This is a genomic window from Gilvibacter sp. SZ-19 (assembly GCF_002163875.1).
Classification (GTDB): Bacteria; Bacteroidota; Bacteroidia; order Flavobacteriales; family Flavobacteriaceae; genus Gilvibacter.
In genome coordinates this window covers 2,264,674-2,286,874 of record NZ_CP019333.1, presented here as the reverse complement: position 1 = coordinate 2,286,874, position 22,201 = coordinate 2,264,674, and the positions used below count along the sequence as shown (strand labels likewise).

General features: G+C 44.3%; 20 protein-coding genes. 8 read left to right on the top strand and 12 right to left on the bottom strand.

Annotated features, from left to right (window positions below):
* Positions 1 to 9 precede the first annotated feature (9 nt).
* Entirely contained in the window at positions 10 to 3,366 is a 3,357-nt protein-coding gene (gene secA / locus BTO09_RS10675; RefSeq protein WP_087524768.1) for a preprotein translocase subunit SecA, read from the top strand.
* A 76-nt stretch (positions 3,367 to 3,442) separates the two neighbouring features.
* On the opposite strand, the gene BTO09_RS10670 is transcribed toward secA, so the two are convergent.
* Positions 3,443 to 3,826 (bottom strand): hypothetical protein, encoded by a 384-nt coding sequence (locus BTO09_RS10670; protein WP_087524767.1) that lies wholly within the window; start codon positions 3,824 to 3,826, stop codon positions 3,443 to 3,445.
* On the bottom strand, positions 3,813 to 4,397 hold the full coding sequence (locus BTO09_RS10665) for an RNA polymerase sigma factor (protein WP_087524766.1): 585 nt from the start codon (positions 4,395 to 4,397) through the stop codon (positions 3,813 to 3,815). Before BTO09_RS10665 ends, BTO09_RS10670 begins: the two co-directional genes overlap by 14 nt.
* 164 nt (positions 4,398 to 4,561) lie before the next feature.
* Here BTO09_RS10665 and BTO09_RS10660 point away from each other — a divergent pair, with 164 nt between their 5' ends.
* Positions 4,562 to 4,912: a DUF6249 domain-containing protein gene (locus BTO09_RS10660; protein WP_087524765.1), complete on the top strand. Its 351-nt coding sequence runs from the start codon at positions 4,562 to 4,564 to the stop codon at positions 4,910 to 4,912.
* A 166-nt stretch (positions 4,913 to 5,078) separates the two neighbouring features.
* Here the strand turns inward: BTO09_RS10660 and BTO09_RS10655 are convergent, their stop codons facing one another.
* From BTO09_RS10655 to BTO09_RS10645, 3 genes are read right to left on the bottom strand one after another with little or no spacing between them, the layout of a single operon-like run.
* Positions 5,079 to 6,584 carry a TipAS antibiotic-recognition domain-containing protein gene (locus BTO09_RS10655; protein WP_087524764.1) on the bottom strand — a complete coding sequence of 502 codons (1,506 nt, stop codon included), beginning with the start codon at positions 6,582 to 6,584 and terminating at the stop codon, positions 5,079 to 5,081.
* A complete protein-coding gene (locus BTO09_RS10650; protein ID WP_087524763.1) occupies positions 6,562 to 7,152 on the bottom strand; it encodes a hypothetical protein in 591 nt (196 codons plus the stop codon). Before BTO09_RS10650 ends, BTO09_RS10655 begins: the two co-directional genes overlap by 23 nt.
* Positions 7,136 to 7,678 (bottom strand): RNA polymerase sigma factor, encoded by a 543-nt coding sequence (locus BTO09_RS10645; RefSeq protein WP_087524762.1) that lies wholly within the window; start codon positions 7,676 to 7,678, stop codon positions 7,136 to 7,138. Before BTO09_RS10645 ends, BTO09_RS10650 begins: the two co-directional genes overlap by 17 nt.
* A gap of 152 nt (positions 7,679 to 7,830) precedes the next feature.
* Here BTO09_RS10645 and BTO09_RS10640 point away from each other — a divergent pair, with 152 nt between their 5' ends.
* Both BTO09_RS10640 and meaB read left to right on the top strand, forming a co-directional pair.
* Positions 7,831 to 8,403: a DUF2911 domain-containing protein gene (locus BTO09_RS10640; protein ID WP_087524761.1), complete on the top strand. Its 573-nt coding sequence runs from the start codon at positions 7,831 to 7,833 to the stop codon at positions 8,401 to 8,403.
* Positions 8,404 to 8,407: 4 nt separating this feature from the next.
* On the top strand, positions 8,408 to 9,490 hold the full coding sequence (gene meaB / locus BTO09_RS10635; RefSeq protein ID WP_087524760.1) for a methylmalonyl Co-A mutase-associated GTPase MeaB: 1,083 nt from the start codon (positions 8,408 to 8,410) through the stop codon (positions 9,488 to 9,490).
* On the opposite strand, the gene BTO09_RS10630 is transcribed toward meaB, so the two are convergent.
* Together BTO09_RS10630 and BTO09_RS10625 are read right to left on the bottom strand one after the other, a co-directional pair.
* Positions 9,480 to 13,085, bottom strand: a complete 3,606-nt coding sequence (locus tag BTO09_RS10630) for a T9SS type A sorting domain-containing protein (protein ID WP_087524759.1) — start codon at positions 13,083 to 13,085, stop codon at positions 9,480 to 9,482. The genes meaB and BTO09_RS10630 overlap by 11 nt on opposite strands.
* Before the next feature lie 75 nt (positions 13,086 to 13,160).
* Positions 13,161 to 14,105, bottom strand: coding sequence for an NAD(P)-dependent oxidoreductase (locus BTO09_RS10625; RefSeq protein ID WP_087524758.1), 945 nt, complete (start codon positions 14,103 to 14,105; stop codon positions 13,161 to 13,163).
* An 89-nt stretch (positions 14,106 to 14,194) separates the two neighbouring features.
* Between BTO09_RS10625 and BTO09_RS10620 the strand changes: the two genes are divergently transcribed.
* From BTO09_RS10620 to BTO09_RS10610, 3 genes are read left to right on the top strand one after another with little or no spacing between them, the layout of a single operon-like run.
* The gene (locus tag BTO09_RS10620; protein ID WP_087524757.1) at positions 14,195 to 14,908 is read left to right on the top strand and encodes a glycosyltransferase family 2 protein; all 714 of its coding nucleotides are present in this window, start codon (positions 14,195 to 14,197) and stop codon (positions 14,906 to 14,908) included.
* On the top strand, positions 14,905 to 15,534 hold the full coding sequence (locus tag BTO09_RS10615) for a lipid-A-disaccharide synthase N-terminal domain-containing protein (RefSeq protein ID WP_087524756.1): 630 nt from the start codon (positions 14,905 to 14,907) through the stop codon (positions 15,532 to 15,534). The genes BTO09_RS10620 and BTO09_RS10615 overlap by 4 nt, the downstream gene beginning before the upstream one ends.
* A complete protein-coding gene (locus tag BTO09_RS10610) occupies positions 15,521 to 17,155 on the top strand; it encodes a glycosyltransferase family 39 protein (protein ID WP_232454949.1) in 1,635 nt (544 codons plus the stop codon). Before BTO09_RS10615 ends, BTO09_RS10610 begins: the two co-directional genes overlap by 14 nt.
* Here BTO09_RS10610 and BTO09_RS10605 read toward each other — a convergent pair.
* Genes BTO09_RS10605 through BTO09_RS10595 form a run of 3 tightly spaced genes read right to left on the bottom strand, consistent with a single transcriptional unit; the run spans position 17,142 to position 19,378 of the window.
* Complete coding sequence (locus tag BTO09_RS10605; RefSeq protein ID WP_087524755.1) at positions 17,142 to 17,711, bottom strand: phosphatase PAP2 family protein; 570 nt, start codon at positions 17,709 to 17,711, stop codon at positions 17,142 to 17,144. The genes BTO09_RS10610 and BTO09_RS10605 overlap by 14 nt on opposite strands.
* Positions 17,704 to 17,937 (bottom strand): hypothetical protein, encoded by a 234-nt coding sequence (locus tag BTO09_RS10600; protein WP_087524754.1) that lies wholly within the window; start codon positions 17,935 to 17,937, stop codon positions 17,704 to 17,706. The genes BTO09_RS10605 and BTO09_RS10600 overlap by 8 nt, the downstream gene beginning before the upstream one ends.
* A 25-nt stretch (positions 17,938 to 17,962) precedes the next feature.
* A complete protein-coding gene (locus BTO09_RS10595) occupies positions 17,963 to 19,378 on the bottom strand; it encodes an MATE family efflux transporter (protein ID WP_087524753.1) in 1,416 nt (471 codons plus the stop codon).
* Positions 19,379 to 19,465: 87 nt separating this feature from the next.
* Between BTO09_RS10595 and BTO09_RS10590 the strand changes: the two genes are divergently transcribed.
* Positions 19,466 to 19,921, top strand: a complete 456-nt coding sequence (locus BTO09_RS10590; RefSeq protein ID WP_087524752.1) for a DUF1801 domain-containing protein — start codon at positions 19,466 to 19,468, stop codon at positions 19,919 to 19,921.
* A gap of 6 nt (positions 19,922 to 19,927) precedes the next feature.
* On the opposite strand, the gene BTO09_RS10585 is transcribed toward BTO09_RS10590, so the two are convergent.
* Both BTO09_RS10585 and BTO09_RS10580 read right to left on the bottom strand, forming a co-directional pair.
* Positions 19,928 to 21,313, bottom strand: coding sequence for a M20/M25/M40 family metallo-hydrolase (locus tag BTO09_RS10585; protein ID WP_087524751.1), 1,386 nt, complete (start codon positions 21,311 to 21,313; stop codon positions 19,928 to 19,930).
* Between the two features lie 6 nt (positions 21,314 to 21,319).
* The gene (locus tag BTO09_RS10580; RefSeq protein WP_087524750.1) at positions 21,320 to 22,195 is read right to left on the bottom strand and encodes a PPK2 family polyphosphate kinase; all 876 of its coding nucleotides are present in this window, start codon (positions 22,193 to 22,195) and stop codon (positions 21,320 to 21,322) included.
* Positions 22,196 to 22,201: the final 6 nt, after the last annotated feature.

Genomic DNA, 22,201 nt, shown 5'->3' with positions numbered 1-22,201 from the left:
ACACAAGACATGGGTCTTTTAGATAACGTATTAAAAGTATTTGTTGGCGATAAAGCCAAAAAGGATCTGGGCGAAATTCAACCCTTGGTTGACCAGATTAAAGCCAAAGAAGGCGAAATGGCACAGCTCACCCTGGACCAACTTCGCGCTAAATCCGACACCTTTAGAGCCCAATTACGCGAGGCTCAAGCGGAAACCAAAAAACAGATCGAAGCGCTCTCTGAAGAGGCTGAGGCCGTGAGTGATATCCAACGCAAAGAAGATATCTATGCCGAGATCGATCAATTAAAAGATGCCCTGTACGAAATTGAAAAGCAGTTCCTGGACGAGATCTTGCCAGAAGCTTTTGCCGTTATTAAAGAAACTGCAAAGCGTTTTGCCGAAAACAGCACTTTAGAAGTGACTGCTACTGCCTTTGATCGTGAACTTTCTGGAACTAAGGCTTATGTCACTTTAGACGGAGACAAAGCGATCTGGTCTAACTCTTGGGACGCTGCCGGGAAAGAAGTGACCTGGGATATGGTCCACTACGACGTACAGTTGGTTGGTGGTATTGCCCTGCATCAAGGAAAGGTAGCAGAAATGCAAACGGGTGAAGGTAAGACCTTAGTAGCAACCCTACCGGTTTACCTGAACGCCCTTGCTGGCAACGGTGTGCACTTGGTAACCGTTAACGACTACCTGGCTAAACGTGATAGCGCTTGGATGGCTCCTATTTTCGAGTTCCACGGTATGAGTGTGGATTGTATTGACCATCACCGTCCGAACTCCGCAGAGCGCAGAGCTGCCTACAACGCAGATATCACCTACGGAACCAATAACGAATTCGGTTTTGATTACCTGCGCGATAATATGTCTCACGCTCCGGGAGATCTGGTACAACGTCCGCATCACTACGCCATTGTGGATGAGGTGGATTCGGTTTTGATCGATGACGCACGTACCCCACTTATCATCTCTGGGCCGGTGCCGCAAGGAGACCGTCATGAGTTCAATGAGCTTAAACCTAAGATCCAAGAGATCGTTAACGTACAGCGCAAATTGCTTACAGGAGTTTTGGCCGAGGCCAAGAAATTGATCGCCGAAGGTGACACCAAAGAAGGAGGCCTACAGTTGCTTCGCGTTTACCGCGGATTGCCAAAGAATAAGGCGCTTATCAAATACCTATCCGAAGAAGGAATAAAACAACTCTTGCAAAAGACAGAGAACTTCTACATGCAAGACAACAATCGCGAAATGCCTAAGGTAGATGCCGAATTGTATTTTGTGATCGAAGAAAAGAACAACCAGATCGAGCTTACAGACAAAGGAGTTGAGTTCCTTTCGGGTAAAGACGATCCGAATTTCTTTGTGATGCCAGAAATGGGGACTGAGATCGCCAAGATCGAAGCCCAAGAGCTTTCCAAAGAAGAAGAAGCCGAACTCAAGGAAGACCTTTTTAGAGACTTCTCTGTAAAGAGTGAGCGTATTCACACCTTGAATCAGCTTTTAAAAGCCTATACGCTCTTTGAGAAAGACACGCAGTATGTCGTAATGGACAACAAAGTGATGATCGTGGATGAGCAAACAGGTCGTATTATGGATGGACGTCGATACAGCGACGGACTCCACCAAGCGATAGAAGCCAAAGAGAATGTAAAGATCGAAGCGGCTACCCAAACCTTTGCTACCATTACCTTGCAGAACTACTTTAGAATGTATCGCAAGCTCTCTGGAATGACCGGTACTGCGATAACGGAAGCAGGAGAACTTTGGGAGATCTACGAGTTGGATGTAATGGAGATTCCTACCAACCGTCCTATTGCCAGAGACGATAGAGAAGACAAGATCTATAAGACCAAGCGCGAAAAATACAACGCAGTGATCGACGAGGTTACAGAACTTTCTGCTGCAGGAAGACCAGTACTTATCGGTACTACTTCTGTAGAGATCTCTGAGCTCTTGAGTCGTATGCTGAGTATTCGCAATGTACCGCACAATGTATTGAATGCGAAATTGCACAAAAAGGAAGCGGATATCGTTGCCGAAGCTGGAAAGCCTGGGCAGGTAACCATTGCAACCAACATGGCAGGTCGTGGTACGGATATTAAATTGACTGAAGAGATCAAAGCAGCCGGAGGTTTGGCCATTATTGGTACAGAGCGTCACGATTCCAGACGTGTAGACCGACAGTTACGCGGACGTGCCGGACGTCAAGGAGATCCGGGAAGTTCCCAATTCTATGTTTCGCTAGAAGACAACCTGATGCGTTTGTTTGGTAGCGAGCGTATTGCCAAGATGATGGACCGTTTAGGACTTAAAGAAGGCGAAGTGATTCAGCATTCCATGATCTCTAAGTCTATTGAACGCGCCCAGAAGAAAGTAGAAGAGAACAATTTCGGCGTGCGTAAACGCTTATTGGAATACGACGATGTGATGAACGCCCAACGCGAGGTGGTCTATAAGCGTCGTTACCACGCTTTATTTGGCGAACGTCTGCGTGTGGATATTGCCAATATGATCTACGACACCGTTGAAAATATCGTTGCAGCAAACAAACCGGTAAAAGATTTTAAGAATTTTGAATTCGATCTGATCCGTTATTTCTCAATGAGCTCTCCGGTAAGCGAAGAAGAATTCGACGCTAAAAGTGAGAACGAGATCATTGGTACAGTCTACACGGCGGCTTATGCTCACTATCAGGACAAGATGGAAAAGGCGGCCTCTCAGGCGTTCCCGGTGATCAAAAATGTATACGAGAACCAAGGCGATAAGTACAAGCGAATCCTAGTACCATTTACAGATGGCGTTAAGACGCTGAACGTTGCAACCGATTTGCAACAAGCCTATGAGACCGAAGGAAAACAACTGGTTCAAGATTTTGAGAAGAACATTACGCTAGCTATCATTGATGATAGTTGGAAGACCCACCTGCGTAAAATGGACGAGCTAAAGCAATCCGTTCAGTTGGCTGTACACGAGCAGAAAGATCCACTTCTGATCTATAAATTCGAAGCTTTCGAACTCTTTAAAGAGATGATCGACAAAGTGAATAAAGAAGTGTTGTCGTTCTTGTACAAAGGAGAATTGCCTCAGGAGAATCAGAACATTCAGGAGGCCCGTCAGGTAAAGTCTAACGACAAACTTACCACCCAAAAAGACGAGATCCCTAATATGGACGAGCGCGCTGCTCAAGCAAGAGCTGCCGGAAATACGCAGCCTCAGCAACAACAAGTGACAGAAACGATCACCAGAGAGCGCCCTAAGATCGGACGTAACGAAAAGGTGACCATAAAACACGTGATGAGCGGAGAATCCAAAACGGTAAAATACAAACAAGCCATTCCCCTACTCGACAAAGGCGAATGGGTATTGACCGAGGATTAAGCCTTAAGCTCATAAAAACAAAAACCGCTGTGCATTGCATCAGCGGTTTTTTTATGTATTGATTATTTGATCTGCGCTAGGTTTTTTGAGCGTCCAAAAGGCGTTTTAAAAACGGCAATTGCAATAAGAATAGCCCTAAAAACCCTACTGCATATAAGGTGGTATTGGAAACCTGAAGTTGTCCTAAAAATTCATTAAGGCTTCCTAATTGCGGAATATTGTTTAGATAAAACTTCTCTATCGGCACCCAGAACACACCCACTAAAAAGAGTACAAAGACGCCAATTATCGCAAACCAACCTTTTCGACTGATAAGCGGTTTATAGGCAATAGAATATGCATTTAGCGCTGTGATCTGATCCATGATGGCTGCATAGGTTCCTTCTGGAGCCTTGTCTATACCAGCCTCATTCAAATATTTTCTGGTCTGCGCGTCTTTTGGGTCTTTAAAGGTTTCCATAACCGTGTTGTATTTCTGGGAACTGCGCTTGTTGTAACAACTGAAACAACTTCTTGCGTCCTCGGTACAATTTAACTTTTATATTATCCGGAGTCAAGTCCGTGATCTTTTCTATTTCCTTTACAGAGAGCTCTTCGTAATAATAAAAACTGATCAAGGCCGCAGTTACTGGTTCTAACTGAGCAATGGCAGCCTTTATGGTAGCCGATCGCTCTTGAGCAACTAGTCGCTTAAGCCCGTGGGTTTCTGTGTCCTCATCCGCAGATAGAACCTGCTCCAACGCATCGAATTCAGCATAACGTTTATTCTTCTTAATGCGATCTAAGGTCTTTCTGTACGCAATGGTATATAGCCAAGATGAAAATTTAGAGTCTCCTCTAAAACTCGACAAAGAACCGTAGGCCTTGACAAATGTATCCTGAGTTATCTCTTGAGCCTCCTCCCTATGCTGTACCATTCTATTGACCACCGTGAACACATAATCTTGATAGCGCATGACCAACTGCCCAAAGGCCTGAGGGTCACCTGCCAGGGTCTGTGTTATAAAATGGTGGTCAGTGGTTTGATTCATTTAAAGGTAAGACGCCATTAGGGTCAGCGTGGTTACACAGCAAGCTAGAAAAATATTTTACCTTTTCTGTAACCGACTTAAAAATCGGAGCGTCTTAGAGACAAATGAGCAGATATCAGCATCATCAATTAAAAAATGAACTATAAACTTTAAAACTAAATACAATGGGATCAGAAGTAATTGTAATTCCTATCATTTTCGGTGTCTTGTTTGGCATCTACTATTTGTACATCAGTGCGCGTAACAAAGAGCGTCTTGCTTTGATTGAAAAAGGAGCAGACGCCTCCATCTTTTTTAGCAACAAGCGCGGATCACACAATGTGTCTAAGATCATTATTCTCAACTTGGCACTCCTCTCTATGGGGATTGGTGCTGGGATCTTCTTCGGAGGATTATTTCATGAAGTACTCGGATTAAGTGGAGAAATTGCGTTCCCAGGAACCATTTTCTTTATGGCAGGAGCCGGATTGCTTACCGGATTCTATATGACCAAAAAATTAGTGACCAAGGACTAAACCACTTCCTTGATTTTAGTTAGTTGACCGGCTACAGCAATGTGGCCGGTTATTTTATGGCCCTTTCTAAATGAGAAATGCCCTAAACGGGCAACAAACTTAACGCTGCAAACAGCGCGATGTAAAATAAAATGGAAAGCCTTAAGGCGGCGAGGCCCTAAGGCTATTAGTGTACTGTTATATTGCTATAGGCGGCTGTGATGTTGATGAGTCTATTAGAATTTGAATTCAGGTGATAGCCTTTTAGCATAGAATTTCCGTTCATACTGTTCGAACTAGAAGTCACATCCGAAGGCAATTTAATGCTGGACTTTTTTCCGTTAAAGAAAATATCCAATGCCACTTCTGGTAAAAAGATATTGGCATCTGTATTGTCTAAGTTCAACGCCACAGAAGAAAAATCGGCTCCGAAGTTATTGATCACCAAAGCGCCATAAGACCCATTGAGCATAGCGTCTTTACTGAGCACGCCAAAGGTCACGTTGCTAGAATTGGCCTCCATGGTAATATTATCTGCCTGATTGATCACACAAGTGTCTACATAATTGACCCCTAAGGCACCGTTTTTCCATTGCTTTACAAATACAGGCGCATAAGCAACGTTGATGGAGGTTTCCCCTCCATCAACTGTAGTTGCAATAAATGTACTGTAGTTCAGATCGGCCTTGATGTTGTTTACCGCTCCTAGTTTTACCTCTCCGTGACGCACATTGAGATCTAACTCGGCATCCTTAGGCATTTTGATCTTGATCACACGCTTAACACCTTTTAGATCGTAATCTTTACCATTCATGATAAACACTTTGCCGCCGTTCTTCTTTTCTAGTTCTTCTATCTCGGCTTCGAATTCTTCGGCCCACTTTTCCATGTCCTTTCCGAATTTTTCGCCCCATTTCTCCATGTCTTCACCGAAGCCTTCGGCCCACTTTTCCATGTCCTTGGCAAATTTTTCACCGAACTCTTCGCCCCAGTCTTCGAATTCTTTGGCCCATTTCTCGCCAAATTCTTCTCCCCAGGCTTCCCACTTTTCGGCATATTCCTCGCCCCAAGCTTCCATTTTCACTTCAAAGTCTTTTCCAAAGCGCTCCTCGAGTTGGGCTTCCCACTTTTTCATATAGCCTTCTTTGTCGGCTTCGTAAGCATCGTAATCGAATTCTAGTCCTTCTAGTCCTTCTAAGAAATCTGGAGGCAGTGGATTACTCGACATATTCGCCATCATTGGTCCTAATACATCCTTTAACATTGGCCCCAATTTTTCAAGGCCTTCGCCCAAGCCTTCTAGGTTGATCTCTAGATTCTCTAGTTCTTTTAAAGCTTCTAATGACTCCAGGCTTTCTAGCGCCTCTAGCGAATCGCTATCCCAGTTCAGGTTAAAATTGGTTCCGCTGTTTATGGTTATACGGTTGCTGTCTCCGGACACAGTGAAATCCCAGGCATCTAAAAGTTCCTTGGCTTCCTCTCTGGTTAGGTCTTCACCTACCAACTCCGCAGTAACCTCAACTTTATCTCTATTCCAGGTCTCAAAGACAAAGTCCACATAGGAACTGTTTACTTCGATGCGTACATCGCTATCGGTGTCAAAGGTCTTTTTCTCCTTTACTTGTCCGAAAAGAGTGGTTGCGCTTAAAAAGAGCAGCCCTACTATCCAATTAGACTTGATTGTTGTTCTCATTGTTTGCTGATTTAAGTTCTCGTAATTTGTTTTTCAGTTTGAGTAGCAATTCCAAACGCAATTTCAAATTATCGATCAGAGCGTTCACGGTCAGGTCATTAGGACCCACATTGACCAATTCCGCATTCAGTCTTTTATATTCTTTATCTAAGGTAGACAGGCGTTTCATATAGCCGTCTATCAGTTCTTGGTTCTCTGGGTTAACCTCTAAGGAGGCTATCCCCATAGTGATACTTCTGGTGTAATAGTCCTCCAGTTTTTTAAATTCCGGAGAAAAATCACTCAAGCCTTTGCTCGCTTTTTGATTTTCTTGATTGTCTGCAGGCAAGGTCTCCTCTACCGCCATTTGCTCCTGCGGTTCACCGCTGGTGTTGGTCATTAGTATATAACCGATCCCTAAAAGCAATATTCCAATGGCTGCTACCTTGAGCCATAAAAACATAGGTTTCTTTTCCTGTGGCAGTCGCTCGTCTAATAAACGAGCAAACTTATCTTGGTGGTTGGCAGATAGGTCCGCACGCTCCTTTTGGGCATCTCGCTGCAATAAATCTCTAATATCCTGTGCCATGGTCTAAGTGCTTTAGTTGTTTTTTGATCTGGCTTTTTCCGCGGAACAAACAGGTTCGCGAAGCAGCCTCGCTAATGTTCATGATAGAAGCGATCTCGCTATGGTCATACCCTTCTAGGTAGAACATTTGCGTTACCAGACGGTACTTCTCCGGTAGGTTGGCTATAGCCATCTTTACCTCGTTGACAGTAGTCCCGTCTGGGACAGTGTGGTCTTGGTCGTCTACCACACTCATCACCTCTTCATTAATACCTGTCCATACGGCCTTTTGTGCTTTTATGGTGTCTAGACAAGTATTGATCACAATTCGCTTGAGCCAGGCTCCAAAGGTGACGTCCCCTTTGAACTGCGCCAATTTCTGAAAGGCTTTGATAAAACCTTCTTGCATGGCATCCTCGGCTAAAGCCGTGTCTTTCATATACCTTTTTGCGATGATCAGCATGCCCTCACAGTATTTGTTATATACCGCCATTTGGGCCTTTCTGTCGTTTTGCTTGCATCGCTCTATAAGTAGCAGATCTGACACTTGATGGTTTTTTTGGATTGCTATTCGGTCTAAAGACGAGACAATTTTAATGGCGTTTCAAAAAATTTAAAAAAAGTTTCAAGCAGCCCTATAAAATTGCTTAGTGGTAAATTTACTACCTTTATTTCTTTAAGGCAGAAAGAGCTTATTTTATGAAGAATTCCAGCGGAATTTTAATGCGGATCTTAGGCGGCGCTCTCTTACTTATCGCGCTGTTCTATTTTGTTATCGGCCCTATTATGCGGTCACAGACCAAGAAACACAGTCCGGAGCAAACCATAACCTATACCCAGGGAAATTTACATGTAGATGTCTTTTATTGCAGCCCGGCTAAAAAAGGAAGAGAGATCTTTGGCAGCTTGGTTCCTTACGGGGAGGTATGGCGTACCGGAGCCAACGAGGCAACAACCATTGAAACCGATGAAGACCTCAAGATCGGAGGACAGACCTTACCGGCAGGCAAATACAGTTTATGGACCATCCCCAACGAAGACAAATGGACGGTGATCTTTAATTCAAAGATGTACGGCTGGGGTGTGAAATTCTTAAATGCTAAAGCTTCGCGCGATCCGAATTATGACGTAGTGGTCACTGAGGTTCCAATTTCTAAAAGCCTTACCGCCATGGAACAGTTCACCATTAGTTTTGCAGAAGACGGCCCGAATACTTTGGTCATGATCTTAGCTTGGGACAATGTGGTGGTTCCTGTAAAAATGAATCACTGATCCAATGAGCGCCAAAAAGAAAACGGATTCGGCTTTGAGCGAGACCCCGGGCATAGAGCGGCCGGAGAGTTTGAGCCAAGCTGCGGCGCAAAGTATCAAGAAACACCGACTTAAAAAGCAATCACAGCAAGCCTTGTTACAAGGTATTTTAGCTGGTCAAACCGCTGCCCTTTCTAAGGGCATTACCCTTATAGAATCCAAAGCAAAAAAACATCAGCAGCAAGCGCAAGAACTTATCACAGCCTGTTTACCACACACTGTAGACAGCATTCGGATCGGGATCACCGGGGTTCCTGGAGTGGGAAAAAGCACTTTTATAGAACAGTTTGGGCAGCTTTATTTGAGCAAGGGCCATAAAGTAGCGGTATTGGCAGTAGACCCATCTAGCAGTATTAGTCACGGAAGTATATTGGGCGATAAAACGCGCATGGAGTCTTTGGTAAAGGCAGAAAACGCTTTTATTAGACCATCGGCCTCTGGTGATTCCTTAGGCGGAGTTGCCCGTAAAACACGAGAAGCCATTGTGCTTTGCGAAGCTGCTGGTTATGATGTTATCTTGATAGAAACTGTAGGTGTAGGGCAAAGCGAGACCGCGGTGCACTCCATGACAGATTTCTTTTTACTGCTGAAGTTGGCGGGCGCCGGAGACGAATTACAAGGGATTAAACGCGGGATCATAGAAATGGCCGATGCCATTGTGATCAACAAAGCGGATGGTGCCAATGAGAAAGCGGCCCGTTTGGCCAAGACAGAATTCAATAGAGCGCTTCACCTCTATCCGCAGAAAGCAAACGGCTGGAGCCCAAAAACCATGACTTGTAGCGCCTTAGAGAATAAAGGAATTGACCAGATCTACGAGCTGATAGCTGATTACAAAAAGCAAACAAAGGAAAGTGCTGCCTTTGGTCAGAAAAGAAATGAACAAGAGCATTATTGGTTCAAGGAGACCATAAGCAATACGGTCTTAGATAATTTTTACAACAAACCTGAAGTATTGCAAGCCATTGCAACTCAAGAAGCGCTTTTAAACCAAAAAAAGACCACGCCATTCGAAGCTGCCTATGCGGTGCTTCGCCTTACTGTCTGATCAATTTCACAATGCGACGATCTCCGGAACGGTCCACCGTTTCGGCAAAATAAATTCCGGGAGCCAAGGAACTGATATCCGCAACAGTGATTCCCTCCATATCGGACAATTGCCAGACCACTTGCCCGAGCTGATTGAACAGCTGTAATTGCACAATAAGATCTGGACCACGCAGATTGACCACACCCATACTGGGGTTTGGAAATAAACGTACGGCATCGGTATTGCCCATAGGCCCTGCTTGGTCTTGAACAAAAGTAGTGGTGACCGTATTGGTGGTGATGGCCGGGTTGAAATCGAAAAAGATGTCTGCTACATTGGAGATTACATCCCCGAGTTCTACATCGGCCTTAGGCTTGATCCTGTAAGCAATATAACCGTTAGAGCCTGGTTCGTCTGCCTCCGCATAGGGAAGATTTATATTGTCGAATTCAAAGTGCAAAAGGTTGTCGTTCTCTATAGTAACGGCTCCGCTGTGACTCATTCCCATAAGTTTAAAGGTGGTCCAATCTAAATTCGGATCGATAGCATTTTCTACTGATACATCGATAGCCTCTGCGTTACCTAGATTTTGAAACCTAATGATATAGTTCAAATAGTCTCCAGCATTATCGATATGTACTTCCGGACCTTCTAATACCTGAATGTCGTTTGGGTCATAGGAATCTGTGGCCTCTTGGAAGAATTCAAAGGAATTGTTCTCTGGAGTGGCGTCGCTTTCTGTTCCGATCACATCCCCAGAAAACTCCAAAACATCACCCAATACAACTTCTGGCGGCTCTTCTGCCTGAAAACGCAGCCGAATGCTTACAGATTGAAACGGTAAAAGGGAGGGAAATTCAAACTCCAACATACCTGGCGTGTCTAGAGTAGGTGCGACAGAACTGCTTACTAAACTGAGATCGGCTGCAGCGTAGTTAAGGCTTACACTAGCATCCTGAGCTGTTGTCCCATTGTTGGAAACACGAAGTAAATAACTCGCCATACGTCCGGGACGCAGTCCGCTGGTAGGAATAAAATCTATAGAAAGGTCATCTAAGATCAAATCGGTCACTGCACAAAAATCTGCATTGACAAATTCGCCTCCGCCGAAAGTATAGCTATACTCATCTGGCGTAGCTGTCATAAACTCGGGCAAGCCACCCGCAATGGCGGTTGTGACATCCTCGCTGGGCACACTCATAATATATCCAAGATCACTACTAATCACCGTCTGAGAGCCACTGCTGTATTCGGATCGTATAAGCACATCTGGAATGTTCGGATCTCCGCTATCACAGCCGTCTGCATTATAGTCGAAAGCTACCTTACCTTGAATCTCGTTATAGTCGAAGCCGAAATACGAATATGTTCGAATGTTTTGATTCCTGTATAAAGCTGGGTCCTCGATAGAAGTGATTATGATCTCCGGAGGGCTAAATTCATCGATATTAGCTACAGTTACGTGCAATGGCCATAATTCCTCGGAATCCCCAGTTGCAATAGATTGGGCCAAAGAAAAACTAGAATCCCCTAAATTTTCATACCAAACCATGGCCCCAGATCGAATACTGACTATATCGTTAAGACCGTCTAAGTTGACATCAAGAATCTTTAAATAGCGCCTCCCTGTGTATCCTTGTGGTATTTCTTCCAAAGAGAAACCCTCGGTTGTACCGTCTGTATTTTGCAACCAATAAATGTTCTCCGTACTCCATTGACTGTACAAGATGTCTGTATTACCATCTCCGCTAAGATCGCCTACCTCGAGATGACGAATAAGGCCACCAATCGTTTCTGCAAGTATTTCTTGTGGTTCAAAACTACCATCGCCATTGTTTTTTATCCAAACTACTTGTTGTTCATGACCGAAGATCAAATCGTCAAAACCGTCGTTGTCCAAGTCTGCAAACTTCATTTCGTCCCCCTCGCAATTATCGCATACGAGTACAGGAGTAACAGGGCCGGTAAAGCTGTCGATATTTTCCACATAATACCAAACCGGGTCAACAGCTGTAGAACTGTGAACGTTATTGACAAATAGATCCACGTCACCGTCATTGTCCATATCGTGGATAAACAGATCGTAAACGTCATCTAACACTGCCGTTAGATCTAATTCTTGAGGTGTAGATAAGTTTAAATCCCCTAAATTTTGAATATAAGCTACTGTCGAATTCATGAAACCGTCGTCATCGTCTCTCAGGTAAAATATATCGATTAAGTCATCCCCGTTCAATGCGCCGTATAGCGGGGCTCGTACCGGCCTATTAAAATTGTAATCGGTAAGTATATTTCCGTATTCAGGAAAGTTTCCCAGACCGTCATTCTCGTAAATCACTACATAAGGGGTTGCAGCCGCTCTACTGGGCAACATGTCGAGGTCGCCATCATTATCCAAGTCAATGTATTGAACATCAATGTAATACCAATTGCCCAAGGGAATGTCAAAAAATCCATTGCCAACTAAATTCTCGCTAGCTAGGTCGTAATTATATATCTTATCAGTTGGGAAGGCTAGCAGATCTTGAAAGGAACCGGAGTCATTAGTGCGAACTAAAAAAACATATGCTGTCTGGTTATAGTAATCATCCCCGAACGGAATGCGACTGCTAAAGCCTCCCGAGGATTCTTCGTATCTGAACCACAATAGCGAATCCCCCAATCCACCGCTCATAAGAATGTCCATATAACCATCCTGATCAATGTCTTCTACAGTCATTGTCCGTAGACGTCTGTCGTTTAAAGAATCTATAGTTAAGTGAACACCCCAATCTGCTCCACTGAGGTTTCTGTGATAGAATAATTCGCGCTCAGAAGCGTTCACTCCATCAGCATATCCAATAAGATCCGGATAAGAATCTGCGTCGAAATCGCTTAGCTCAAAGGGTCCATAAAAATCACTCGGAGGAGCAATCTGAAAATAGGTCGAATAATAATCTGGCGCCCCAGTATTGTCTAAAAAGCCAATTCCTCCGCCTCTCAGTACACCAAACAGCTCGGAATCACCATCCAGATCATAATCTGCCATTTTAATATACAGCAAGAGCTCAGCACTCTCATAGAGTAAAACTGGAGCCTCAAAATCCGCTGCCCCATTGTTCCGCATCCAATACAGACCGTAAGTGCCTGCTGATCCTGAAGAATAAATGATGTCAACGAACCCATCGGCATCCAAATCGTGAAAAAGAATACCTCCTAGCTCCCCAACTGGGAGTTCCAAAAAAACAGGTTCATCATAGGAATTAGTGGTAGCATTGAATTTATGCAGATTAATTATGGGGAATTCATATTCCACTATACTACTCACTGCGTCGATATCGCCGTCCAGATCGATATCTGCCAAACTGTAGTCCAGGTTATAAAAGAGTTCTGTATAACGGCCCACGTCCTTGGGGTAATCATAGGCAGTTCCATTGCCCAGATAATAGACCATTCCTATTTGATTGGACGCAAAAATATCTTTGATTCCGTCGTTGTTTATATCGACCTCATCTGCATCTGTATACGGTGCGGAATACACGCTTTCTAAAATGGTGTTTTCCTCAAAAAGCGTTTGTGCAAAACTCGCGGCGCTGCAAAGCACGAAGCAGATCAATAGTACAATTCTCCCCATAATTGTATTGATTAGATATCAAGTTATATCTAAAAGACTAATAAAACAAAAAGGGTTGCGTATTTGAAAAGGGAATTAAGAAGAATAGCTAGATCGCACCCACTCCACCTGCTCCTGTAAGCCTTCTTTTAACGTGGTCTGCGGATTATAATCAAGTAATTGTCTCGCTTTGTCAATATTGGCCTTGGTTCTCGACTGATCACCGGGTCTTGGCGGATAGATCTCCATTTCGATCTTCTTCCCTAAAATGGTTTCGACTATAGCGATACCCTCGGCAGTGGTACTTTCTGTTGCCGTACCCAAGTTGATCACCTCCCCACTACAAACAGCTTCTCTGCCCATAACAGCCACTATACCGTCTACTATATCTTGAACATAGGTAAAACTTCTGAGGTGTTTCTCACTGCCTTCGAACAGCGGAAAGGGCTCCCCATTAAGACCACATAAAATAAGCTTGGTGTATAATTTATCTGGACGTTCTCTAGGACCATAGACCGAATAGAGTCGCAGGGAGCAACCCGATAGTAATCCGTCGCGATCGTAGGCCAAAACCAACTGCTCTGCTGCCAATTTTGTCACTCCGTAATAAGAAGCCGGCTTAGGTGCAGCATCTTCTGGATAGGTAGCCACAAGACCGTAAATAGACGAGGTCGCTATATTGACAAAGAATTTGAAATTCGGACACTGCTGCGCAAACTGCAAAACCCTTTGGGTAGCAATGATATTATTTGTCAGGTAATCGTCGAAAGTACTTTTACGCGAAATTCCCGGCTGGGCAGCGAAATGGAAAATATATTCAATATCTGTAGGTAAAACCTTTTCCAATCCGCCTTCTCGAAGATCAACGGCTTGCACCTGAATTCCTTGTTTAGCGAGCTCCGAAGCATTGCGCTCTTTAAGACTCACGTCGTAATAAGGCGAGAAATTATCTACGGCTACCACCTCGTGACCTAAGGCCAGGAGACGCTCCGCAGTATGGGAACCAATAAATCCGGCAGCACCGGTGACTAATACTTTCATTCGACCCAAAAATAACAAGAATAAACAGACCGCTCTCTAACCAATTTCAATTCTTTAAAAAAGAATACTTTTGTAGCAAACTAACAAAGATGTCTTACGCCCTTACTGTCGTAATCCCTGTATATAATGAAGAAGACAATTTGGCTCGAGTAGAGGCAGAAATGAGCGCTTTCTTTAAAGTGGCCAAAAGGCCTACTCGCGCTTTATTCGTTAACGATGGTTCCAAGGACAGTTCCCAACAAATGATAGAAGATATCTGCGCTAGAAATGAGGCCTTCAGTTATATCAATTTTGCGGAGAACAGAGGGCTTAGTGCGGCGATCAAAGCTGGCTTTGATCATACGGAAACACCTTTAGTGGGTTATATTGATTCGGATTTGCAAACGGCACCAGAAGATTTCAATTTATTGTTCGACCATATTGACGATAACGAACTGGTCACAGGGGTAAGAGCGAACCGCAAGGACAAGTTTGTAAAGCGCATGTCTTCTAAGATAGCCAACGGTATTCGTAGAGCGTTTACCAAAGACGGTATGGACGATACCGGTTGTCCCTTAAAGATCATTAAAACAGATTACGCCAAACGCATCCCAATGTTTAAAGGATTACACCGCTTTCTACCAGCTATGATCCTCTTGCAAGAAGGTCGTATAAAACAGATTCCGGTACAGCATTTTCCAAGAATCGCAGGAACGGCTAAGTACGGGGTCTGGAACAGACTCATAGGCCCGCTGATGGATTGCTTCGCCTATTTGTGGATGAAGAAAAAGTACATCAATTACCGCATTGCTTCTAAGGGATGAGCACCTGGCTGATCTATACCATAGGCTTTGTAGCCCAAATATTATTTTCGGCGCGCCTCTTATTACAGTGGTTCCTTTCTGAAAAGAACAAAAAGGTCATGACCCCGGCGCTGTTCTGGAAGCTCAGCTTATTAGCAAGTTTTCTGCTTTTTGTGTACGGATATCTCCGAGAGGACTTTGCCATTATGCTCGGGCAATCGTTGACCTACTTCATATACATTAGGAACTTGCACCTGCAAGGACATTGGCAAAAGGCGCATTGGGCCTTTAGAACCTTTCTTATAGCATTTCCAATAGGGATCGTATTGTATGCCTACAACAACGGTAAATATGATATAGACCTCTTATTGAACAACGAGGCCATACCGCAATGGTTACTTTGGCTAGGTATAGTCTCTCAGGTACTTTTTACCTTGAGATTTGTATACCAGTGGTTGTATTCCGAAAAGAAAAAGGAATCTCATTTACCCATGGGCTTTTGGCTTCTGAGTGTTATTGGAGCTTCTCTGATATTGCTTTACGCGGTATTTAGAGAAGACCCTGTTTTGTTGTTTGGGCACGGTGCGGGCTTATTGGTCTATTTGCGCAATATCATCATTTTAAGAAAACAAGATGCAGTGGCTTAAAGACAGACCCTTAACAGTGCTTCTGCTAAGTTGTATCCCTCTGTTTTTGGTACATCTTGGCGAACTTGCGGTAAATATCATGGAGGCGCGGAATTTCATTACCGCCCGAGAAATGCTAGTAGACGACAATTGGTTGCTCACCACAATAAACGGAGAACCGCGCTATCAGAAACCACCTTTACCCACTTGGCTCACTGCTTTCTCAGGAGCGCTTTTTGGGCTTAAAGTTTGGGCACTGCGTTTGCCTGCAGCCTTAAGCGCTATGCTGTTGCTGGTTTTTGGCTATAAGCTTCACGGAACACTTTTTAACAATCGGCGACAGAATTTTTGGGGAGGCTTGGTCTTGATCAGCTCCTTTTACATAATATTTGCCGGGCGCAACGGTCAGTGGGACATTTTTACGCACGCCTTTATGATGGTGGCAATTTATTACCTCCACAAATTGTTTTCTGAATCTAAAAGGCTGATCCTTTACGGTTTTTTAGCGGGATTGTTTCTAGCGGCCTCTTGGATGAGTAAAGGTCCTGTTTCACTTTATGCCCTACTACTTCCCTTTTTGATTGCCTATGGGATAGTTTATAAAATTCGCTGGCATAAAGGCCTTATACTTCCAATAGTCGTATTGCTCGCTGTAGCGGTGATTGGTTCTGGCTGGTGGTTTTGGTATACCTATACCTATGACGCAGCCACCTTAAAGGCCATTACCGAACGCGAGGCCAACAATTGGACCAGCTACAACATAAGACCTTTTTACTATTACTGGAGTTTCTTTACGCAAAGTGGCTTATGGACCTTACCGGCTTTTGTCGCCCTTTTGTTTCCGTATTTACGCAAACGGGTTAAGGACCCTAAAGCTTATTTATTTAGTTTTCTTTGGACCATGCTCAGTGTGGTGCTGCTCTCCCTCATACCGGAAAAGAAATCGCGCTATTTACTCCCTGTATTAATTCCTATGGCTTGGAACACCTCGTTCTACCTGGAGTATCTTTTGGACCACTTTAAGACATTGACCGATTGGAAAGAAAAAGTTGCGCCTTATTTGCATTTTGGCCTTTTAGGCACGGTAGGACTTGCATTTCCCGTGGGTGGATACATTTTGCTTAAAGACCACCTAAGCGGACAGTGGTTCTGGTTTATCGGGCTGAGCCTAAGTTTACTGACAATTGGTTTCTTTATCTGGCGTGCGCTATTTAAAAAACAGCTACGCGTGGCATTGATATGCAGTGTTGTTTTGGTTATGAGTGTGATTTGCTTCGGATTGCCTATGGCCGATTCGCTCAGTTACAACCCAGAGTATAAAGCCCTGAGTAAACTCCGCAGCTGGCAAAAGGAGCAGAACAACCTCCCGGTATATGAATACGATTATTTTACCCCGGAACTGATCTGGAGCTACCAAGGAACATTGCCTGTAATTAAAAATCAAGGAGCATTCTTTTGGCCAGAAGAAGATTCTTTTGGGGTACTAGTAGCAGAAGATCATCTGGAAGATTTTCTGGAAGACTTTGAAGACTACAACTACGCTCCGGCTGGCTTTTACGATATGAATCCGCAGAAAAAAGGAGAAAGCGGATACAAAACACGTTTGGCCCGTATGCTTTTCAAAGTATCTAAACGGTATTAAAACGCTGCTGCAGGTACTTTTCTAGCTGGTAGAACCCAAGCCCCGCCAAGGCTCCAACGATCATTCCCGTAAAGATATCTAGCGGATAATGCACGCCAACATAAACGCGAGAATAACTCACTAAGAAGGCCCAAAAAAGCATCATAAATGGTAGATAGCGGTAACGACTGCGCAATATCAAACTAATAAAGACCGCCCCAGCCATAGTACTGGTTGCATGTCCGGAAAAGAAACTGAATTTTCCGCAGCGCGGCGCCACATAGCGAATACTAGCTTGTAGGCTGTCTTCTTGACAGGGACGCGGCCGCTCAAAGAAATCCTTGGCCAAATTGGTCAACTGATCGGTAAAGGTGATCATCAGCGCCGTAGTGACCACCACAACGGCCGTATAACGCCATCCGAAGTTCTTTTGCACCAAATACAACAAGACCAAATAAATTGGAATAGAGGCAAACTTATTGGTGATAACCAGCCAAAGGGTGTCCCAAGTTGTAGAACCTAAACTGTTTAGATAGGTAAACAGTTGGGTGTCGTATTGCAATAACTGATCAATCATTTTGCTCGTATCGGGCTACTTCACGATCGTAAAAGGCAGTTGCCTCAGCGATCATGTTTTGGGTTTCGGTTTCAACTTCCTGTTGATCGTGTTGATCAAATTCCTCCATCCATTCTATCTCGTCCTTACTGAGGTCGATCACAAAACGAGGGAATTCTGTATGGATCACATAAATGTTGTCGGGATGATCGGTATTGTCACCCATTAAGAATTTTGGAAGTTCCATGGCTAAACGATTATGCGCAAAAATACTAATTATCTGCGGAGTCGCTTGCGGAATTTACCTGGAGCTGGTCATTTTGAGTTATAAGCTTGCGGCTCAAATAATTAAACCGAAGGTAGAGTAAGATCCCACTAACGGTGAGTCCAGCCAGAAGACCGATCCAAATCCCCGAACTTTTGTAGGGGGTGTGCAAGCCCAGATAGTAGGAAATAGGAAAGCCTACAACCCAATAAGCGATAAAGGTGAACAAGGTAGGTAGCTTCACATCTTGCATACCTCTTAGAGCACCAAGAACCACAACTTGAACCCCATCTGAGATCTGAAATACAGCAGCCACTAAGAGCAGGCGGGCTGCAATTTGAACTACTTCGAAATTATCGGCAAAGTTCTGAGCATCGTCAAAGTCCACATATAGCTTTGGCAATACTTGGTGAAAAACAAAGAACAAGACCGCAAAGCAACAAGCCAGCAATATGGCCAATAAGAAAATAGAGTGCGCTATGCGCCTAAGCTCCCTGTAGCGCTGTAAACCTTGTTGATTCCCCACGCGGATCATAGCAGCGACACTTAGTCCCATAGCCACCATAAAGGTCATAGAAGAGAGGTTCAATGCGATTTGATTGGCCGCCTGCGGATTTTTACCCAACAAGCCAGACATCCAAATTGCCGCGGTGAAGATCGCCACTTCAAAGAACATCTGTAGGGCGGACGGAAAGCCTAAACTCAGTATGCGTTTGATCATGCTGTTCTCTAGCACAAAGAGTTTGATCTTTAAGACGTATTCTTTGGATTTCAGATTGCGTTTCATGAGCAGCCATAAATAGCCAACCATGATAACACGAGACACCAAAGTACCAATCGCCGCGCCGACTATTCCCATTTGCGGGAATCCGAACTTCCCAAAGATGAGTAAGTAGTTCAGTACTATATTCACAACGTTGGCCAAGAGCGTAGCATACATAGGAGCTCGGGTCATGGAGAGCCCATCACTGCACTGCTTAAAGGCTTGAAAAATAATTAACGGAATGAGTGAAAACGCCACAAGGTCGAGATAGGGCTCTGCCAACACAACCACCTCTTGAGGTTGATCCATAAAGTACAAGAGCGGTTTGGCAAAATACACCCCCAAGAATAGGGTAATCCCCAAAACAGTGCACAGAAACAGTCCGTGCTTAAAGGCAGCCTTCCCGGCTTGAAAATTCCCCTCCGCATCCGCAGCAGCCACTAAAGGTGTTATAGCGGTAGAAAAGCCTATACCTAAGGACATTGCAATGAACATAAAACTGTTCCCCAAGGAAACTGCCGCGAGTTCTGCTGTGCCCAGCTGGCCTACCATGATATTGTCAACAAAACTCACAAAGGTATGCCCCAGCATGCCCAGAATAACAGGAGCCGCCAAGGACCAATTGTACTTGAATTCTTTGGTGTATTGGGTTAGTGTCATTGCGTTAGTACCGGATTCTTTGTGGTACGAATCAGATCTGTCTACATCAAATTTAAAATTTAATATCTTTAAACAAAGCCTTAAGCGATGAAAGTACAAGCCAACAGTATAGAAGAATATCTAGCCGCCATACCAGAAGAGCGCAAGCCTCATATGGAGCAACTACACCGAACCATTTTAGACAACCTGCCAGAGGGTTTTAAGCCGGCATTGAGTTATGGGATGATCGGATATGTGGTGCCTCATAGCCTCTACCCCGATGGCTATCATTGCGATCCGAAGTTGCCGCTGCCTTTTATGAGTATAGCATCTCAAAAGAATTTCATTGCGCTTTATCATATGGGAATCTACTCCGACCCAGAGCTATTGGAATGGTTTAAAGCCGAGTATCCAAAATATGTGAAGACCAAATTAGACATGGGCAAAAGCTGTATCCGATTTAAAAAACCCGAGACCATTCCCTATGAGCTAATCGCCCAATTATCGAGTAAAATGACCCCACAGCATTGGATAGACCGCTATGAATCAGTGGTCAAGTCCTAACCACTTTTATTTTATGCCGTATTTATCAAACAGGTAGACCAGGGAAGCCATGGCAGCTGCCCCGAGTTCTAATTCGCGTTTGTTAATGGCGTCAAAGGTGTCGTTAGGCGCGTGGTGGTAATCGAAATACCGCTGTGAATCCGGGCGCAGCCCAGCAAGGACAATTCCGTCTGTTTTTAAAGGGCCTATATCTGCTCCACTGCCACCTTTGGTAAAAGCGTGTACCATATAAGGTTCAAAGAGCGTTTTCCATGACATCACCTGCTGGTAGTTTACCGCGTCACTATCAAAGGAAAAACCTCTGGGAGAAAATCCACCAGCGTCACTCTCCAAAGCGAACACATGGGTTTCCTTATTCTTTTGAGCCATTTCTGCATAGGCTCTTCCGCCGCGCAGGCCATTTTCTTCGTTCATGAATAAAACTACACGTAGACTGTGTTTTGGCTTGTAATTGGCTTTCTGTAAAAGTCGCAGCACTTCCATAGATTGCACACAACCCGCACCATCGTCGTGAGAACCGTCTCCCGTATCCCATGAATCCAGGTGACCGCCAACCACAAAGTACTTATCAGGAAATTCCGATCCGGTAATCTGACCGATCACATTATAAGATTGCACGTCTGGAAAGGTCTGGCAATATTGGGTAAAGCTCAACTTTAAATTAGGATCCTTTTGTAGTGCCTTACTCAGGGCTTCCGCACCTAAGGTGCTTACAGCGGCGGCAGGAATGCGTTGATCGTCTTTAAGATCTCCATAAGACATAGACCCTGTGTGCGGATAATCATCTAAACGCAAATTCATGGAACGCACTATAACGCCTACTGCTCCGTATTTTCCGGCTTCCATTGCTCCGGCATAACGCTGATCTACGCAGCCTCCATAAGCGGCAAAGGTGTTGATCAGTTCTGCCTGCATCGGTCTATTGTAAAAAACGATCTTCCCGGCAATGGCCTCCTTGCCTAATGCTGCCAATGCATCAAGAGATTGCACTTCGATAACCTGAGCAGAAGTACCAGTTGCTGGTGTTGCTACAGAACCACCCAAGGCACAGATCTGTAATTCAGTCTTGTTTCCGGCCGTCTCGAAATAAGCGGTTTCTTTCGCTCCACGAACCCACTTAGGAACCATAACGGGTTGCAGCCACACGGAATCCAAGCCCAAAGCTTTGAGTTCCATCTCGGTGTATTTAACTGCGGCTTCGGCCTCTGCAGATCCAGATAAGCGACCTCCTATTTGATTAGACAAGTGCTCTAACCACTGATAGCTTTGCCCGTTGAGCAAGGCCAGGTCGTAAAGGTTTCTGAGCATTAATGAATCTTGGGATTGGGTTTGCCCATAAACCAATGTACTGAGGAGCAAACAAACAGCTGCGAAGCGCAATTTTAAATTCATAATTGACTATTCGTTATTTAGTTCTTCTAGATATTGTTTCAATTTAGCCTGAGTTTCGGTGTCCAATTCCGGCTCTTTAATGTTGGTATACTGTTGCATAGATTCCAAGAGGATATTGGCTACAATAACACGAGCGGCCCGTTTATTGTCTGCAGGGATCACAAACCAAGGCGCGTGCTCTTTAGACGTTCTGTTGATAGCATCCTGATAGCATTCCATATACTTATCCCAGAGTTTGCGTTCTTTGAGATCTCCGGAAGAGAATTTCCAGTTCTTTTCCTTTTTCTTAAGTCTGCGCAGCAAACGATTCTTTTGCTCGTCCTTAGAAAGATTCAGATAGAACTTGAAGATCAAAGTACCGTTCTCTGCCAAGTGTTTCTCGAAATTATTGATCTGCTCAAAACGAGCATCCCAAAAGGCATCGTCTATTTGATCTACCGTTTTTAGTTTCGGTAATTTCTCATTCAAAATATACTCCGGATGCACCCGGGTAACCAACACATTTTCGTAATGAGTTCTATTGTGTATCCCAAAGATACCTCGGCGAGGCAAAGCGATATAATGCCTCCATAGATAGTCGTGATCCAGTTCGAGCTCTGTGGGAACCTTAAAGCTGTGTACTTCTACGCCACGGGAATTGAAATCTTTGAAAACCTCTCGGATCAAACTGTCCTTACCAGCAGTGTCCATGCCTTGCAAACAGATCAAAACGGCGTATTTGTCATGCGCATACATGGTATCTTGTAGCTTCCCCAAACGCGAACGGGTTCGCTCTAGAACACCTTCGAGCGTTTCTCTATCGAGACTAAAGTCTTCGTAAGTTGGGTGATTCTTAAGATCCGTTTGACCGGCGACGCGGTATTTATTGATGTCGATCTTCATAAACTG

Excerpts from the sequence above, each read along its gene's own strand:
- secA (WP_087524768.1), top strand. The coding sequence starts at position 10 with ATGGGTCTTTTAGATAACGTATTAAAAGTATTTGTTGGCGATAAAGCC.
- BTO09_RS10670 (WP_087524767.1), bottom strand. The coding sequence starts at position 3,826 with ATGGAAACCTTTAAAGACCCAAAAGACGCGCAGACCAGAAAATATTTG.
- BTO09_RS10665 (WP_087524766.1), bottom strand. The coding sequence starts at position 4,397 with ATGAATCAAACCACTGACCACCATTTTATAACACAGACCCTGGCAGGT.
- BTO09_RS10660 (WP_087524765.1), top strand. The coding sequence starts at position 4,562 with ATGGGATCAGAAGTAATTGTAATTCCTATCATTTTCGGTGTCTTGTTT.
- BTO09_RS10655 (WP_087524764.1), bottom strand. The coding sequence starts at position 6,584 with ATGAGAACAACAATCAAGTCTAATTGGATAGTAGGGCTGCTCTTTTTA.
- BTO09_RS10650 (WP_087524763.1), bottom strand. The coding sequence starts at position 7,152 with ATGGCACAGGATATTAGAGATTTATTGCAGCGAGATGCCCAAAAGGAG.
- BTO09_RS10640 (WP_087524761.1), top strand. The coding sequence starts at position 7,831 with ATGAAGAATTCCAGCGGAATTTTAATGCGGATCTTAGGCGGCGCTCTC.
- meaB (WP_087524760.1), top strand. The coding sequence starts at position 8,408 with ATGAGCGCCAAAAAGAAAACGGATTCGGCTTTGAGCGAGACCCCGGGC.
- BTO09_RS10630 (WP_087524759.1), bottom strand. The coding sequence starts at position 13,085 with ATGGGGAGAATTGTACTATTGATCTGCTTCGTGCTTTGCAGCGCCGCG.
- BTO09_RS10625 (WP_087524758.1), bottom strand. The coding sequence starts at position 14,105 with ATGAAAGTATTAGTCACCGGTGCTGCCGGATTTATTGGTTCCCATACT.
- BTO09_RS10620 (WP_087524757.1), top strand. The coding sequence starts at position 14,195 with ATGTCTTACGCCCTTACTGTCGTAATCCCTGTATATAATGAAGAAGAC.
- BTO09_RS10615 (WP_087524756.1), top strand. The coding sequence starts at position 14,905 with ATGAGCACCTGGCTGATCTATACCATAGGCTTTGTAGCCCAAATATTA.
- BTO09_RS10610 (WP_232454949.1), top strand. The coding sequence starts at position 15,521 with ATGCAGTGGCTTAAAGACAGACCCTTAACAGTGCTTCTGCTAAGTTGT.
- BTO09_RS10605 (WP_087524755.1), bottom strand. The coding sequence starts at position 17,711 with ATGATTGATCAGTTATTGCAATACGACACCCAACTGTTTACCTATCTA.
- BTO09_RS10600 (WP_087524754.1), bottom strand. The coding sequence starts at position 17,937 with ATGGAACTTCCAAAATTCTTAATGGGTGACAATACCGATCATCCCGAC.
- BTO09_RS10595 (WP_087524753.1), bottom strand. The coding sequence starts at position 19,378 with ATGACACTAACCCAATACACCAAAGAATTCAAGTACAATTGGTCCTTG.
- BTO09_RS10590 (WP_087524752.1), top strand. The coding sequence starts at position 19,466 with ATGAAAGTACAAGCCAACAGTATAGAAGAATATCTAGCCGCCATACCA.
- BTO09_RS10585 (WP_087524751.1), bottom strand. The coding sequence starts at position 21,313 with ATGAATTTAAAATTGCGCTTCGCAGCTGTTTGTTTGCTCCTCAGTACA.
- BTO09_RS10580 (WP_087524750.1), bottom strand. The coding sequence starts at position 22,195 with ATGAAGATCGACATCAATAAATACCGCGTCGCCGGTCAAACGGATCTT.